This is a genomic window from Chitinophaga jiangningensis (genome assembly GCF_900142605.1).
Classification (GTDB): Bacteria; Bacteroidota; Bacteroidia; order Chitinophagales; family Chitinophagaceae; genus Chitinophaga; species Chitinophaga jiangningensis.
In genome coordinates this window covers 154,347-170,468 of record NZ_FRBL01000010.1, presented here as the reverse complement: position 1 = coordinate 170,468, position 16,122 = coordinate 154,347, and the positions used below count along the sequence as shown (strand labels likewise).

Annotated in this window: 12 protein-coding genes; 6 read left to right on the top strand and 6 right to left on the bottom strand. The window is 47.8% G+C overall.

The window, feature by feature from the left end:
- Nucleotides 1-10 precede the first annotated feature (10 nt).
- From BUB18_RS24855 to BUB18_RS24845, 3 genes are all read left to right on the top strand, one after another.
- Nucleotides 11-1,948 carry a tetratricopeptide repeat-containing sensor histidine kinase gene (locus BUB18_RS24855; RefSeq protein WP_083550742.1) on the top strand — a complete coding sequence of 646 codons (1,938 nt, stop codon included), beginning with the start codon at nucleotides 11-13 and terminating at the stop codon, nucleotides 1,946-1,948.
- Nucleotides 1,949-1,950: 2 nt separating this feature from the next.
- A complete protein-coding gene (locus tag BUB18_RS24850) occupies nucleotides 1,951-2,316 on the top strand; it encodes a response regulator (protein WP_073086312.1) in 366 nt (121 codons plus the stop codon).
- A gap of 198 nt (nucleotides 2,317-2,514) precedes the next feature.
- Entirely contained in the window at nucleotides 2,515-3,372 is an 858-nt protein-coding gene (locus BUB18_RS24845) for a helix-turn-helix domain-containing protein (protein ID WP_073086310.1), read from the top strand.
- Between the two features lie 35 nt (nucleotides 3,373-3,407).
- Here BUB18_RS24845 and BUB18_RS24840 read toward each other — a convergent pair whose 3' ends face one another.
- The 4 genes from BUB18_RS24840 to BUB18_RS24825 all read right to left on the bottom strand — a co-directional run bounded on the left by BUB18_RS24840 (nucleotide 3,408) and on the right by BUB18_RS24825 (nucleotide 7,683).
- Nucleotides 3,408-4,085: a hypothetical protein gene (locus BUB18_RS24840; RefSeq protein ID WP_073086308.1), complete on the bottom strand. Its 678-nt coding sequence runs from the start codon at nucleotides 4,083-4,085 to the stop codon at nucleotides 3,408-3,410.
- A gap of 56 nt (nucleotides 4,086-4,141) precedes the next feature.
- Nucleotides 4,142-5,329 carry a M20 metallopeptidase family protein gene (locus tag BUB18_RS24835; RefSeq protein WP_073086306.1) on the bottom strand — a complete coding sequence of 396 codons (1,188 nt, stop codon included), beginning with the start codon at nucleotides 5,327-5,329 and terminating at the stop codon, nucleotides 4,142-4,144.
- Between the two features lie 39 nt (nucleotides 5,330-5,368).
- The gene (locus tag BUB18_RS24830) at nucleotides 5,369-6,796 is read right to left on the bottom strand and encodes a DNA/RNA non-specific endonuclease (protein ID WP_073086304.1); all 1,428 of its coding nucleotides are present in this window, start codon (nucleotides 6,794-6,796) and stop codon (nucleotides 5,369-5,371) included.
- 494 nt (nucleotides 6,797-7,290) lie between these two features.
- Entirely contained in the window at nucleotides 7,291-7,683 is a 393-nt protein-coding gene (locus tag BUB18_RS24825; RefSeq protein ID WP_073086301.1) for a hypothetical protein, read from the bottom strand.
- A 180-nt stretch (nucleotides 7,684-7,863) separates the two neighbouring features.
- Between BUB18_RS24825 and BUB18_RS24820 the strand changes: the two genes are divergently transcribed.
- On the top strand, nucleotides 7,864-9,369 hold the full coding sequence (locus BUB18_RS24820) for a succinate CoA transferase (protein WP_073086299.1): 1,506 nt from the start codon (nucleotides 7,864-7,866) through the stop codon (nucleotides 9,367-9,369).
- Nucleotides 9,370-9,703: 334 nt separating this feature from the next.
- Here the strand turns inward: BUB18_RS24820 and BUB18_RS24815 are convergent, their stop codons facing one another.
- Nucleotides 9,704-10,165 (bottom strand): GNAT family N-acetyltransferase, encoded by a 462-nt coding sequence (locus tag BUB18_RS24815; RefSeq protein WP_073086297.1) that lies wholly within the window; start codon nucleotides 10,163-10,165, stop codon nucleotides 9,704-9,706.
- A 299-nt stretch (nucleotides 10,166-10,464) separates the two neighbouring features.
- Between BUB18_RS24815 and BUB18_RS24810 the strand changes: the two genes are divergently transcribed.
- A complete protein-coding gene (locus BUB18_RS24810; RefSeq protein WP_245805733.1) occupies nucleotides 10,465-11,700 on the top strand; it encodes a multidrug effflux MFS transporter in 1,236 nt (411 codons plus the stop codon).
- 136 nt (nucleotides 11,701-11,836) lie between these two features.
- Nucleotides 11,837-14,209 (top strand): ABC transporter permease, encoded by a 2,373-nt coding sequence (locus tag BUB18_RS24805; protein ID WP_073086295.1) that lies wholly within the window; start codon nucleotides 11,837-11,839, stop codon nucleotides 14,207-14,209.
- Between the two features lie 72 nt (nucleotides 14,210-14,281).
- On the opposite strand, the gene BUB18_RS24800 is transcribed toward BUB18_RS24805, so the two are convergent.
- Nucleotides 14,282-16,108 carry a glycoside hydrolase family 9 protein gene (locus BUB18_RS24800; protein WP_073086293.1) on the bottom strand — a complete coding sequence of 609 codons (1,827 nt, stop codon included), beginning with the start codon at nucleotides 16,106-16,108 and terminating at the stop codon, nucleotides 14,282-14,284.
- Nucleotides 16,109-16,122 lie beyond the last annotated feature (14 nt).

The window sequence follows — 16,122 nt, the reverse complement described above, 5'->3', positions numbered from 1 at the left end:
AAGCATTCGTATGTCTGCCAGATACACACTTATTTTATTATCCCTGCTACTACCGTGCATGGCATTGGGCCAAAAGCCGACAGCAGTAAAACCCTACCTCGACTCCGTCAAACACTACCGCTACCTCGCACCGGAAAAAGCCAGGGTATTCGCCAGCCAGGGTATGGACATTGCCCTGAAAGTGAAAGACAGCAACGGTATTGGCCAACTGCTTTTGCAACAGGGCATGATCGATGACAACGATGGTAACTTTGAACAGTCCAAACAAAAGTATGAGCATGCCCTGGAAATATTCCGCAGCCTCGACTCCGCCAAAGGACAGGCCAGCACAGAAATTCGTATAGGCGTAGTGTATCTACGCAATGGCAACTATGATAAAGCCATCGCCGAATTCCTGAAGGCGCTGAAAATTTCCGAAGGGGTTAAAGACAAATTCGGTATCATGGAGGCTTATTACAATATCTCCTGGGTATACCTCGACCAGCTGAAAAATGAACAGGCACTCGAATACCTGAAGCTGGCAGAATCTTATAATGAACAACTCCCGTTCTCCAACATCTCACTCAATATTTACAACCATTTCGGTGTTGTATACAATCGATTGAACAAATACCAGGAAGGAAAATTTTACCTGGAAAAAGGATATGAACTGAGTAAAGACCGCCCCGAATACCAGGGCCTCAACATCAATATTCTCAACAATCTCGGAGGCATATACGCTAAACAGGGCAATAACCAAAAAGCCATCGCACTCAGCGAGGAAGCCCTGCATAGGTCACGCAATATCAACAACTACCTCCGCGAATTACAATCCCTGCTGGCGCTCAGTAAAATCTATGGAAAAGAACAACCACATAAAGCCATCTCTTACCTGAACCAGGCAGTACTCCTTGCCCGCAAACAAAAGGTACCGCGACAGGAAATCCGTTACCTGGAAGCACTTACGGAGCTGTATATAGCGGAGAAAGATTATAAATCCGCGCTGGAAACTAAAACCAGGCAGTATGTAGTAGCCGACAGCTTCTTCTACAAAACCATGTCCCAAAACATTGAAGCACTGAAGGCAGAATACGAACTCACCAAATCCAATGCGCGTATCAAAGAACTGAACCTCATCAACAATAAACATCAGATGGAACTGCGCCATGTGGCGCTGATACGTAACATCACCATAGTGGCTATTTTACTGCTGCTCATAATACTGGGACTATTGTATAATCAATACCGCATCAAACAGCAAAGCAACAAGGAAATCAACCTGAAAAATACTTCACTGCAACACCTGCTGGTAGAAAAAGAATGGCTGATGAAGGAAATTCATCACCGTGTAAAAAACAACCTGCAGATCGTTATCAGCCTGCTGAACACACAGTCCAAGTACCTCGATAACAAAGAAGCTATTGCCTCCATACAGGAAAGTATTCAGCGCATGCAGGCTATCTCGCTGATTCACCTCAAATTGTATCAAAGCAAAAACACCGCGTTTGTGCACATGCCAAATTACATCAATGAACTGATCGCTTACCTCGACACCGGCCTTACCGGTGAAAAACTGATCAGTTTCAACGTGCACTCCGACCCGGTGGACCTTGACATTTCACAAGCCATCCCTATCGGGCTGATATTAAATGAAACCATCACCAATGCCATAAAACATGCCTTTCTTAACAGTACAAACAACACTATCACTATTGAAATGAAAAAGGAAGAAGGAAACAATATTACGCTGGATATAAGCGATAATGGTCGCGGCATCCCTTCCGGTTTTGATATAGAGCATTCCGATACCATGGGCATCCGGCTGATCAGGGGTCTGGCCAAGCAAATCAATGGCAAGATCCGCTTCACCAGCAATGCAGGGCTGCATGTTCATATCCGCTTTGTGGCCGAAAGTAACCTGATGCTCCTCCATACTCACCCGGCTGATCACGCAGCCGCTATCTCCTAGTTATGAAAAAGAAAATTTTAATTGTAGAAGACGAATTTATAGTGGCAGAAGATATACAACTCACTTTGCAAAGAGCAGGTTATGAAGTAACGGATATCGCCATTTCTGTGCCGGCAGCAATACAGAGTATTAACGACCGTTTGCCGGAGCTGGTACTGCTGGACATATTTTTACAGGGCCCGGAAAGTGGCCTTGAGCTGGGCAAAGAGCTGGATTCACGGGCCATACCCTTTATCTACCTCACAGCAAACAACAATCCACAGATCCAGGCAGCAGCCCGGCGTACCAATCCGAAAGCATTTATGGCCAAGCCCTTCCGGGATAAGGATTTGCTTGCCAATGTGCAACGTGCACTATTGGCTCCGTAATTTCCGTAGCTCACTAAAAAACTCCGAAATTATCATAGCTATTCCTTATATCAGAAATACTCAAACCGCTAACAACCAAACAACCAAAACCTTTGCCGACAAGCCTTTCATAACAATCTCCTTCCACTTTAACGGGTTGGCATATTAATAGAACCACCCTCCCTGTCAATTTCCTTTCAGTAACTAACAGAGATAAATATGAATAGCAACCGCGCTGATATGAGCTTCGCCATCACCAATATACAAGCCTGGGAGCATGGCGAGGCGGCTGGTGATATGGGCCATCAGGCCGATTTCCGTATCATTTGGGTTACGGCAGGCCATGGCGTTGTTACGGTAGACCTGCAACAATTCGCCTATGCACCGCAACAGTTGTTTTTCGTACGTGCAGGACAGTTAATTACCTGGAAGCCCGGTGCGGAAGTGCATGGATTTGTGCTGAGCTTTTCGGCAGGTTTCATTCATAACAGTGAGCCTGAGTTCAATGAAACTTTTTATGGCTTCCTGCAACAGTTGCTCAATGAGGTGAAGATGAGTATCAGCGGCGCAGCTGAAACGGTGGAAATGCAGGATATCCTCCTTAAAATGGAAAAGGAATACCGGGCCAACAACTCCTGGAAAACTGAACTATTGAAACGCTATCTGAAAATATTCCTGATTTATTTATCGCGGCTCCTGGAGAGCCGGATGGACCTGCCACAGGTTAACAGGAACGGAGAAATCCTGCAAAAATTTATGGCCTTGCTGGAAAAACATTTCCTGACCGAAAAAATGGTAACCGCCTACGCAGATATGCTGGCAGTCACGCCTAATTATCTTAACATGGTGATCAAGCGCTGCACCGGCTATCCCGCCAGTTATCATATCCGCCAGCGGGTAGTACTGGAAGCCAAACGCAGGGCAGCACATTCGGACTCGAGAATGAAAGAAATTGCCTACTTCCTGGGCTTCTGTGATACCTCCCACTTTAGTAAGTTCTTCAAAAGTGCAACTGGTATGAACTTCACAGACTTTAAAAAAGAATTATTTTACTTCAATGCAACAGCCGTAGCCTAGTAATCAACCGGCTGGCCTCCGGCCAGCCGGTTTTATTATTTGGAGATGCGTACCAGCTTCATCTCAGAAAGGTCGCTGGAAGAAACATCTGCGGAAACACCACTAATGGTTAAAGTCTGATTAACTACCCAGTTGGCAGTAAGTATCAGGGTATCGCCAGAGAAGGCATAATGCTGCATCTTTGTAGCTGGCAAACTGGCGCCGGCTGCACCCAAAGCCTCTCCCACACCTGGCGGCATTACTAAGGCACAGGAAATAGAATCCTTACCTTTCAGTGTATAGGGGGCGCTGCTATTCTGTGCAGGAATGATTTCTGAGTGAGTTCCGGTTTCCGGAGGGCCCACTTCAACCCCACCCATATATTGCATTACCGTATAAGCCAGGTTAAAACTCATTCCCATATCTTTTGCGGTCATTTTCTGGGCATCAATGATTACTGTCCCTGTAAAATTATCACAAGTTACCTGGGTATTCATGACAGATAACATGGCTACGCCCATCATATTGGAACGCGTTTCACCACGACCGTTATCAGTACTGGCCACTACCTTGTAAGTGCCAATCAGCGGATTATCAGTGTTACCAGGATTGGTGCCGGTGGACTCATCCACAGGCCCCCTCATGCGGGGCTCGTTGATTACTTCTTTATTACAGGCGACTAACGCGGCTGCACATACGCCCAGGCACAGTGCTTTAAGGACAGGGTTTTTCATAGGCATTATTTAATGCCCAAATATACATACAAATAAACAATAATTTAAAGGAAGTACTAATTTCCTAAGGTTTTCAATGCCAGGTAAGTCATGAGCCCGGGACCAGTCAGCAGACTAAGCTCGTCTACGTCAAAGGTTGCCGTATGAAGTCCGGAAGTGATTTGGCGCTCTTCATTTCGTACCCCCAGCCGGTAGAAGCAGGAAGGCCCTGCCTGACTGTAATAGGCAAAATCTTCTGCGGCCATCCAGATATCCAGGTCAACTACATTTTCCGCCCCGAGGAATTCGATCGCATGCGCTTTGGAAGCGGCAGTCAGCTCGTCGTCGTTGATCAGCACCGGGTATCCCTGGTGGATTTCCACTACGCAACTGCCTTCCATGCCTTCGGCAATTGCTTCCGCCATTTTACGGATTTTATCATGTGCCTGCCTGCGCCAGGTTTCATCCATGCTGCGAAAAGTACCTTCCACCCGCACTTCATCCGGGATCACGTTGGTAGCGCCGTTTGCCAGCATTTTACCAAAGGAAAGCACAGATGGCAACCCGGGTTCGGCCCTGCGGGAAACAATTTGCTGGAGGCCCGTGATAATATGGCAGGCAATCAGCACCGGATCAATGCCCAGGTGAGGCATAGCGCCATGGCCGCCCCTTCCCTTAATGGTCAGGAATATTTCATCGTTGCTGGCCATATAACGGCCGCCACGGAAACCCACTTTCCCTGCAGGCAGCTCTGGCATGGTATGTTGACCCAGCATATAATCCGGCTTTGGGTGCTGCAGCACGCCTTCCCTGATCATCATGCTGGCGCCACCGGGAATGAGCTCCTCTGCAGGCTGAAAAATAAATTTTACCGTACCGGAAAATTCGTCCTTCAGTCGCATCAGTATCTCCGCGGTGGCAAGTAACGAAGACGTATGCACGTCATGACCGCAGGCATGCATTACACCCGGGTTTTGCGACTTATACGGCACTTCGTTCAGCTCCTGGATGGGCAGCGCATCAATGTCAGCCCGCAAAGCAACCACCGCACTGGATTCTGCCTTCCCGCCTTTCAGCAAAGCCACAATGCCTGTATTGGCCATGCGCTCAAATGGCAGTCCGATGGCTGTTAGTCGCTCTTCAATGAAAACGGCTGTTTCAAATTCTTTATAAGACAACTCAGGGTGAGCATGCAAATGCCTGCGATTCACCACTGTACTGGCATGCAGAGAAGCTGCCAGCTCCCTGATTTTTTCTTTCAACATAATTTTCCGGGTTGGACGACTCCGAAAATACACTATCTATCAGTTACCTGTGTCAATTTTTTTCACGAGCTCCTGGCGCACTTCTGCCGGCACGCGGCTCAGCAGCTTCAGATTGGTTGCCTGCTCTATTTCTTCGATAGAGGTAAGGTAGGCAGACCATTTCGTACTCACATCGTTTTTATTCGGCGTATTCACGGCAATGATGCGGGTATGTTTATTGATTCGCTTCAGGTCATTATTGCCTTCCGGAATTACTACAATCACTTTCCAGATGTGATCCGGCACCGTGATATTGTTGCGGTCGATTTTCTTTTTCAGCCCTTTTTCGCCGTAACCGCCTACCCCGTAGCTGCCCATGATCACGTATACTTCATTGCCGGCTTTCACCAGGTCGCGGGTATAGTTTTCGAGTCCGGACCACAGATGCTGATTATGATTAGGCGCCTGCGGGATCATGTTCGTCATCAGGAAGGTGGCGTCGTTGGCAGCTCTGCTGAAGGTGCGGTCGCCTGATGGGCAGTTATGTCCTCTGTCGAACCCGCTGCCGATGTAACTCGTTTGCGAAACCTGGTACCAGTTGTCCGGCACATCCACATCCGGTCTGAAATCGTTGGAGCGCGACATACTACCCAGGTCTTTAGACGATACATGCCAGCTTACCCAGTTGGGTGTACCACGGTCACGGTTATACGATAATTTGTAAAACCCTTTATCCATTAAATAATTATTGGGAGATACCAAGGCTGCTGTTGCATCACTCGGATTGCCCAGCAGCAGGTTATCGTCATCGCCGGCCACTGCATCAGCGGGAGTTACGGGAGTATTGTCTTTCGGCGTTTCGCTGCTACGCACCACTTTCAGCTCATCAAAATTGAGGCGGCCGTTTTCTTTATCGGCGTTTCGGATTTGGAGTCGCAGTGTTTTTTCTGTGGAGATAGTAAAGGTAGACGTGCGGAGCTCTCTCGCAGTGGTTTTAACTGCACTTCCTGCCCGGGTGAACCGCTGGCCTTTGTTTACGGAATACCAGAGCTCCCAGTCGCCACCAGCATCCGTACCATAGGCCGCATGTTTCAGGGTAACCGTTACCGTGCCTTTTACATTGATATCAAAATCCATGGTGGCACTACCGCCGCCGCGTATACGAAGTGCTTGTTTGCCTTGTTTGTGGTCTTCTGCTTTTCTGCCTACCACAGCGTCTTTCAGGGTCCAGTTACCTGACCTGAGCGTAATAGTTGCTGTGTTATAATTTTCTTTTACAGGAGATGAAGTCTCAAAGTTTTCTTTAAACAAATCAGACTTACTATTTTTCCCGGCAGCAGGAGGTTGCTTCTCCCGGGAAGTAGCCGGTACTTCTTTCCCCTTGTCTGTAGTAAATTTGCGGGTACAATAGGTTACTACAAACGTAATAATGGCCAGGATAATAACGATAGAAAAATTACCGTTTCGCTGCTTTTTTCTTTTTGGCATAGTCGTGGTACGAGCGCGCGAAGATAGAAAATTTTACACTCGGATCACTGCAGTTGTACGAAAAAGTTTTTGTGTAGGAACGAATGCTGCATTTCATGTAGAGACGCCTGGCAGGCGTCTATTCGCGAAAATCTACTACACATCCTACGCTAAAATAAACTCAATATTATCGATAATTTCCAAATAGATTTTGGAGGAGATTATGTTTGATAGACGCCTGCCAGGCGTCTCTACACGAATCATTTTTATCGATAATTTCCAAATAGATTTTGGAGGAGATTATGTTTGATAGACGCCTGCCAGTCTCTACACGAATCATTTTTATCGATAATTTCCAAATAGATTTTGGAGGGGATTATGTTTGATAGACGCCTGCCAGGCGTCTCTACACGAATCATTTTTATCGATAATTTCCAAATAGATTTTATCGGCAATTATGTTTGACAGACGCCTCAATATTGTCGCAAAATGCATGCTGATACAATTGTCCACAACTAAAAAAACAAAATATACAATATCGCCGCTGTTTCCGTAGGTCCCGGCTTTAATCCTAAAAACTTCGTGAATTGACGTATAGTCATGGCCGTTTTCATCTTCCCTAAAAAACTATTGTTGATTACTCCAAATTTTGAGTTGTAACTATCCGGGTTGGACGACTTCAACGAAATGATCCCGTTCCGTTCCAGCAAATAGGCAGAAACCAGTTTGGTGATGTTGGTAGTTTGTTTGGTGGAAAGGGATAATTTGGGCGTGAGCACCTTCATAATTTTAGTAGTGGTGGTAGCAGTGTTCACCACACCGTTTGCTGTAGAAGTTACGGATTGCGCCGATGTTTGCTGCAGGCGACCCAAACAAATCATCAATAAAAAAATAAAGAAATTTTTCATAAGCTTTAAGCATTAAATCGCTTCCTATTTAGTTCAATATCAATAAACACGCGCGATACACAATTGGTTTATATGCCGCTAAACTTAACTGGCCGGTTTAAGCATCATTTTGACCCATTATCACATTTTGGCCATATCAATGCTTCGTAATTTTAGGTGTTCCACAAACCTATCACTAAGATGTACGAAGAGAGAATTAAGAGATCCGGCATGCAGGGATTGATTACCAGTGCGGCCAATGCAGCGTCCTTTATTAAGGATGGCATGGTAGTGGCCAGCAGTGGTTTTACCAAGGCGGGAGATAGCAAAGCGGTGCTGAAGGCATTTGCAGCCCTGGCGACTACCTCTCCCCGCAAAATTACACTGCTTACCGGTGCCTCCTTAGGCCATGGTACCGATGGCACCCTTACCGAAGCAGGAGCAGTGCATAAGCGTATGCCCTTCCAGGTTGATCCCGTACTGCGCCATGCCATCAACGAAGGCAGTGTCTTATTCCTGGATCAGCACCTCGGCGAAAGCGCAGAACTGATCAATGAAAATATCATCCGCCCGGATGTTGCCATCATCGAAGCACTCCTGATCGAAGAAGACGGCAGCATTGTTCCCACCACCTCCGTTGGCAATACCGCTACCTTTGCCGCAAAAGCAGAAAAGATCATTGTAGAAATAAATGTTTCCGTGCCGCTGTCGCTCTACGGTGTACACGATATTTTCTCCACCGGCGTATGGCCCGACAGAAAAATTATTCCTATCACCGCAGCGGGTACGCGCATAGGCACATCCGCTATCCCCGTTGATCCGGAAAAAATTATTGCCATCGTAATCACCGAAACGATCGACAGTCCCGCAGCCATCAACGAACGTGATGACAAAACCCGCTCCATTGCCGGCCACCTGCTGCAGTTTTTCGAACACGAAGTAAAAAAGGGACGACTTACCAATCAGCTGCGCCCACTACAATCCGGTATCGGGAAAGTAGCCAATGCGGTGCTGGAAGGCTTTATCGACGGCGATTTCGAACATCTCACCATGTACTCGGAGGTATTGCAGGACAGCACCTTCAATCTCATTGATGCGGGTAAAATGGATTTCGCTTCTGCCAGCAGCATCACCGTGTCACAGCCCTGCTATACCAGGCTGATGACAAACTTTGAACGCTATAAACCGCACATCGTTTTACGCCCGCAGGATATCAGCAATGCGGCGGAAGTCATCCGACGGCTCGGCGTGATCAGTATAAATACAGCTATCGAATTTGATATTTATGGAAATGTAAACTCTACGCATATCGGCGGCACCAAAATGATGAATGGCATCGGTGGTTCCAACGACTTTGCCCGGAATGCTTACCTGAGCGTATTTGTAACGCAGGCATCGTCTAAAAACGGCGCTATCTCCCACGTAGTGCCAATGGCCTCGCACATTGACAATAGCGAACATGATGTGGACATTGTGGTAACGGATTTTGGCCTGGCCGATCTTCGTGGCCTGGCGCCACGCGAGCGTGCTAAAACAATTATCAGCAATTGCGCTGATCCGCTGTACAAAGACTTACTGAAAGATTATTTTCTTGCTGCCTCTCGCAAGGGTGGTCATACTCCGCACCTGCTGGAAGAAGCACTTAGCTGGCATGCAAGAATGGATATTACCGGCTCTATGCAAAAGGAAACCAATTCCTTTGCGTAATGCATTAGCGCCTTGCTTATGAGAAACAGGTGTGAAAGGCAGGAAGGTCGTTACTGAAAAGTAGCGGCCTTCTTTTTTGTTACAATTTATGGGCCTTCAATTGAGGGAAAACCGAAGGTTTTCCCTCAATCTTTTTCTGGGTCCGCCTTCGGCAGACCCAGAAAAAGATATTATCCAACAAAACACAGACCTTTGCTGCTTACCTGCCTGGCTGCTTAGCGTGCAAAAACGATCGTGCTAAGGGCGCCGAAGGCGCCTCAAGCCCAATAAGTCTTTGCGAGAAACAAAAAACGCCGCACATCGGCGGCGTTTCACAAATTTCTACTGAGGTTAATCAGGAACCCAGGCGCTTACGCATGCAAATGCTGCTGTCCATACCAATATAAGGTCCGTAGTTATCCATTACGGTAAAACCACTTTTTTGGTAAAGACTGATGGCCTCCGGCTGCCGCTTGCCCGTTTCCAGGATCGCATAGCTGTAATGTAATTCTTTCGCCCAGTTTTCCAGTTCATGGAGTATGCCCAACGCAATCCCCTTTCCCCGTAATTCCGGTTTTACAAACATGCGCTTGATTTCAATGGTATGGTCATTGAACTCACGGAAACATGCACATCCTACGGCCTCCTGCCCAATGTAAGCAATCACAACAGTGTTAATTGCTTCAATCACATTGTGTTCATCGTAAATTTCCTGCAATTCCTGGTAACGATCACGCAGGTCCTCGTCCAGCGCGTTGGTAAGCGCTTCAAAATCCTGCTGCTCGTTGTTGGTTCGGAGATAGGTTACCGTATTCATCGCTTTTCTGTTTTATGTGGGCTACGTTTCGCACCCCAATGATATAACCAAAAAAAGTATCTACAAAAAAAATAAAAATAGCTGGTTGAACACAACTTTTCGTTTATCCATTAACGTTAGAATTACAAACTTTATCCCGTTATTCATACGCAATAGAACAAAAAATATTAATTTATGGATAGTTATAACATATACTGATCGTTGTATAACTATTATCGATATCGTCTTTCAATGGTTCTGCGAAAAATACAGCGTAACTTTGGCCACTTCAGTTAAACGAAACCATAAATACGTACCCATTGACAACAACGATAACGCCCTCCCGGTTCTTTTTTTTAATTTTAATTTTAGGTGCCCTCACCGCCCTCGGTCCGTTTTCGATCGACATGTACCTGCCAGGATTCCCTGCCATAGCGAAGGACCTCGGTACAGACGTGACTACCATAGGGTTTTCGCTTACCAGCTTTTTTATTGGCATCTCCGCCGGTCAGCTCCTCTACGGTCCGCTGTTGGATAAATATGGTCGGAAAAAGCCACTTTATGCCGGCTTAGTGTTGTATATCATCGCATCCGTTGGATGCATGTATAGCCACACTATACAAAGTCTCATTATCCTGCGGTTTTTTCAGGCTATCGGCAGTTGCGCCGCCACTGTTGCGGCAGTTGCCATGGTGCGCGATATCTTCCCTGTAAAAGACAACGCCCGCGTATTTGCCCTCCTCATGCTGGTAGTAGGCGCCTCTCCAATGGTTGCACCCGCTGTGGGCGGTTATGTAACAACGGCGTTCGGCTGGAATGCCGTATTTCTCATCCTTACCATCCTGGGAGCCATCATTTTCCTGGCCTGCCTGCTCTGGTTACCGGAAAGTTATCAGCCGGATAAATCCTTATCTCTCAAACCCAAACCCATCATTACCAACTTTCTGGCTGTGCTCACCAACGCACAATTTACCACCTACGCCCTGGCAGGAGCCCTCAGCTTTGCCGGGATATTTACATACGTTTCCGGTTCACCCAAGGTGTTTATGGAAGTATACCAGGTAAGTGGTCAAGTATACGGCTGGATCTTCGCCGGTTTGTCTGTTGGCTTCATCGGCTGCAGCCAGGTAAACAGCATCCTGCTTCGCAGATTTCAGAGCCGGCAGATTATTCCCATAGCGCTGGCATTTCAGTCGGCATTCGGCATTCTCCTGCTCTTCGCTGCTATTACCAACCTATTAACGCTTACCCTCCTCCTGATATTACTTTTTGGATATCTCTGCTGCCTCGGGTTTGTAAACCCCAATACCGCAGCACTTTGCCTGGCGCCATTCTCTAAAAATGCCGGCAGTGCCTCTGCCGTAATGGGTGCATTGCAACTGGGTATCGGCGCCGTCACCTCCGCGGCCGTGAGCGCAGTTAAAACACCGGATGCCACCCCGATGACACTCACCCTCGCCTGCTGCGGCCTCAGTGCACTGGCTGTACTCCTGATCGGTCGCAAATTCATCAAAGAAGAAACACAAATGCACGGCGCACACGCCATACTCCACTAATAGGCCTGTCCGCTTCCGCAACGTCGTTGTCCGGAAGCGGACAATTTCCACAAATTCTCCGCCCCCAAATCCCCTGTTTTCAATACTTTCGTAAGGTGGCACCGTTCTGGCACACCCCCTACAAAGGATTTTTCTTATGATTACGAACTATCTGAAAACGGCACTCCGCAACCTGAATAAAAACAAAACCTATGGCGTTCTGAATATCTTCGGACTGAGCATAGGTATCGTTTGCACCTGCCTCATACTGCTCTGGGTAGAAGATGAAGTAAACTTCAATAGCTATATTCAACAAAAAGACAATACCTGGCTCACCAAAATCCACTGGAACCTCAACAACCAACTGCGTACCTATACTTCCACCTCAGGCCCCGTTGGCCCTGCCACCATGGCGGAAATACCAGGTATTAAATCATACGCGCGCAGCACAGAAGGTTATACCTCCGCACTATTCAACTACCGCAACAATCCTACGTATAGCTATGGCCGTTATGTAGATCCCGATTTCCTCAACATTTTTGAATGCCGGTTCATAGAAGGTTCTGCCGCAGAGGCCTTCACACAGGTACACTCCCTGGTAATCACAGAAAAAACCGCCAAAAAACTGTTTAATACCACCACCGGCATCGTAGGAAAAACAATTACGGTTGATAACACTAACGCCTATACGATAACTGGTGTGGTAAAAGATATTCCGCTCAATGCCTCCGTACGGTTCGACTGGCTCGCCCCATTGGCCGCGGCTTATCAGGGTACCAACGCACTCAACAACTGGGAAGCATTTCAGCTGGAAACCTATTTCCAAACCACTCCCGGTACCAACATTACCGCCATTACCAGCAAAATGAACCAGCTGGCAAAACAAAATATTCCCTCCTATGCTGTCACCTATTCGTTACTTAATATGAACGACTGGCGACTCCGCAGCGAATATGAAAACGGCATCCAGAGTGGCGGTAGGATTATATATGTTCGTCTGTTCCTCATCATTGCTGGTATCATCCTGCTGGTAGCCTGCATCAACTTTATGAACCTTGCCACCGCCCGCAGCGAACAACGCGCTAAAGAAGTAGGCGTGCGAAAGGCGCTCGGCGCCGGGAAAGGAAAACTGATCACCCAGTTTATCGGGGAAGCCATCGTGCAGGCAGTACTTGCAACACTCGTAGCGATACTGCTGCTGGCACTGGTACTACCGGCATTCAATACGTTAGTGAATAAATCATTGTCGCTGCAACTGCTGCAGCCTTCACACCTGCTCGCATTGCTTGCACTCACCTTATGCTGCGGACTCCTTGCAGGCTCCTACCCTGCCCTGTACCTCTCCAATTTCAACCCGGTAGCTATCCTGAAAGGCTTCAAGGTGAAATCCGGCGGCGCAGCATTTATTCGCAAAGGCCTGGTGGTAGCACAATTCAGCATATCGATTGTACTGATCATCGCTACGGTAATTATCTACCAGCAAATACAGCACGTAAAATCAAGGGACCTCGGATTTAATATCGAGCGACTCATTTCTATTGATGCCACCGGCGACGTCGTAAAAAATTTCGCCTCCATCCGCGATGCACTCTATAACACCGGCGCCGTAGAAAAGGCTGCCCTGGCAGATCACAACCCTTTGTATGATGGCAACAGTACCGACCGCATCACCTGGGATGGCAAACCGGCTGATGCCTCCACCATCACCTCCATGCGCTTCATCGGCCCCGGATTTCTGGAAACAACCGGTATGCAGCTGCTGGAAGGACAAAACTTTACCCGTGAAGCGGACGATAGTATCAACGTAATGGTAAACCAGGCATTTGCCAAACAAATAGGCGCCGGGAGCCCGCTGGGAAAAATGCTGTATGCCCGGGTATCCGACAGCGTTACCATGAAATTTCGTATAGCCGGCGTAGTGAAGGATTATGTGTATGGTGATATGTATGGCAGCCCCGACCCGGTGATGTTCCTCGGCATCCCCTCCCGTACCAACACCATCTATGCGCGACTAAACGCCAACATTGCGCCGGAAGTGGCCACCGCACGAATCGGAGAAGTGATGCGCCGGTTTAATCCTGCTTATCCTTTTACGTACGGCTTCACGGATAAGCAATTCAATGATATGTTTCAAAACGAGATGCTGATGCAGCAACTCAGCCGCATCTTCGCCTCCATCGCCATCATCATTAGCTGTCTGGGCCTGTTTGGCTTATCCGCCTACACAGCAGAACGCCGCACCAAAGAAATCGGCATCCGCAAAGTTCTCGGCGCCAGTACACAAAGTATTACTACTCTATTGTCGCTCGACTTCCTTAAACTCGTAGGCATCAGCATGCTGATTGCATTCCCCACCGCCTGGTGGATGATGGTGCAATGGCTGGAACAATACAAATACCATGTAAAGGTGAGTCCTGTTGTATTCGTGCTGGCAGGTATCACCGCCATCCTCATTACGATGCTTACCATAAGCTATCAATCCATAAGGGCCAGCATGGCGGATCCGGTTAAGAGTTTAAAAACAGAATAATTCATATCTCCCCAAAATGCAAAAGAGAGACAGCGCCAATGCCACTGTCTCTCTTTTTACATTAAAGTAGTTTTAATTTCCTTCAGCCACAGCCCACATATACCACGCCGCATGCGGCAGCCATTGCTCCGCCCAGCGCCAGTCATCATCCTTACCCGTGGTTTTATAGGACAAGTTAAAGGCAATGCCATGTTCATCGGTAAAGCCGGATGTGATCCCATTCACAATTCCTCCAGGCGCGTTGGTATATTCAAACGTACCGAAAAATCCATACGCCGGGTTGTTATGCCCTGTTCCCTGCATCATACAGGCATCATATGGATTGAGGCCCAGTATCCAGTTGAGCTGATTGGTGGCATAATTACGCAAACTGGCAGCCAGCTTAGGATCATCGGCAAAAAATCTGGCCGCCATACGCGCCGCTGTAGCAATGGAACCAAGTCGGGCATTCTCTCCCTGCCACCATGGAGCGGCTTCGCTGCCATGCGGAAAAAAGAAACTACTACGTCGCACACCAGCTGTATCCTGTACCAGCTGCCGGCTATAGCCAAATGGATTTACTACCTCCGCGGTAATCCCTGCTTCAAACGCAAAGGAGCGCTGTAAGGCAGCACGAATTTCCTTTTGCTGGGCAGCGGCTGCATATGGATAAAACTTCATTAGGGTTACTGCCGGCAAACCCGCGTCAGACGGATGAAAGAAAGGACGATCCTGGTCATCCGCGCGCCAGAAGTCTTTATATTGCTTCCAGTGTTGCAATCGCGCAGTGAGTTGCTTTGCCCTGGCGGCTGCATACTCCTGGTAATACTTTTCCTTAGTAGCTTCATACAACGCAGTAGCAGCGGCCAGTGCGCAATAATCATCCACGATATTTTCCTTACCATCATTAGTCATGGCAGGATTATTTTTTTCCAGGTAAGCAAATGCACGCTTTGCAGCGTCGAGGTATTGCGCATTCGTATATTCACCACTGGTATCATAGGTGGCAGCTTTTGCCAGCGCAGCAATAGCAATACCACCGCCAGAGCGGAAACTCACCTGATAGCTTTGCCACGCCGTATTATCTTTTCCGGAAGTAAAGCTCTGGTCTTTGTTTTCCTTGATGCGGTAGTTCTTTTCTTCAGGCCTGATCACCCTGTCTACTGCGCGCTTGCCGGGGCCTGGTGCACTTACACTTCTGAAAAACGAACCATCCTTTACCTGTACTCTGGCGAGGTAGTCGGCACCATACATGGCCTCATCCAGTACCCTGCGTTTGAACTGCCTGAAATCACTACCAGGCCTTGCATTCAGCAATTCATAGGTATTGAGTAAGCTCCATACCGTTAGTGAAATTTGTTGCGGGTTAAAATAAGTAGAAAAAGATAAATGAGAGAGATGTTTGCCGTAATCGCCGGTAGCATCGTACCAGCCGCCATGTGCATCCACCGTATCGCGGGTGTTGAGCAGGCCCACGTGGCGGTCAGCTGCATCCAGTAACCCACTGCTGCGCTGTCCCTTGAAATAGTAAATAACGTCTGACAACGTTTGCCGTTCCAGTACATCCGTACCAATTTCAAACAATTCGGAAGTATAATCCTGCTGGTCTAAGCTGGCGCGCAGCCTGTATTTGCCGGGCTTTACGAAAGCGGAGAAATCAATCTCCCGGAAGTAGAGCTGCCAGTTATCAACGGTTTGCGCCTGTGGTGCGAGTTTACCGGAAAAAACGACCTGGTTGTTGACGTCGAGGAGCTGGTAGCCACCGGCTGTGCCCCTTGACTGACTTTGCAGGATAGCTCGCTTGGGACCCTTTACTTCATAACCAACATGATTGATGAGTACCCGTACGGATTGGGAAAAGGCGGTGAAAGGCAATAACAGCCCTATACAAAATAGTAATCGAAAGGATAGAAAAGGCATAAAAAAACGGGAAT

Bases quoted from the DNA above. Each gene is read 5' to 3' on its own strand.
- BUB18_RS24855 (WP_083550742.1), top strand. From the start codon at position 11: ATGTCTGCCAGATACACACTTATTTTATTATCCCTGCTACTACCGTGC.
- BUB18_RS24850 (WP_073086312.1), top strand. From the start codon at position 1,951: ATGAAAAAGAAAATTTTAATTGTAGAAGACGAATTTATAGTGGCAGAA.
- BUB18_RS24845 (WP_073086310.1), top strand. From the start codon at position 2,515: ATGAATAGCAACCGCGCTGATATGAGCTTCGCCATCACCAATATACAA.
- BUB18_RS24840 (WP_073086308.1), bottom strand. From the start codon at position 4,085: ATGAAAAACCCTGTCCTTAAAGCACTGTGCCTGGGCGTATGTGCAGCC.
- BUB18_RS24835 (WP_073086306.1), bottom strand. From the start codon at position 5,329: ATGTTGAAAGAAAAAATCAGGGAGCTGGCAGCTTCTCTGCATGCCAGT.
- BUB18_RS24830 (WP_073086304.1), bottom strand. From the start codon at position 6,796: ATGCCAAAAAGAAAAAAGCAGCGAAACGGTAATTTTTCTATCGTTATT.
- BUB18_RS24825 (WP_073086301.1), bottom strand. From the start codon at position 7,683: ATGAAAAATTTCTTTATTTTTTTATTGATGATTTGTTTGGGTCGCCTG.
- BUB18_RS24820 (WP_073086299.1), top strand. From the start codon at position 7,864: ATGTACGAAGAGAGAATTAAGAGATCCGGCATGCAGGGATTGATTACC.
- BUB18_RS24815 (WP_073086297.1), bottom strand. From the start codon at position 10,165: ATGAATACGGTAACCTATCTCCGAACCAACAACGAGCAGCAGGATTTT.
- BUB18_RS24805 (WP_073086295.1), top strand. From the start codon at position 11,837: ATGATTACGAACTATCTGAAAACGGCACTCCGCAACCTGAATAAAAAC.
- BUB18_RS24800 (WP_073086293.1), bottom strand. From the start codon at position 16,108: ATGCCTTTTCTATCCTTTCGATTACTATTTTGTATAGGGCTGTTATTG.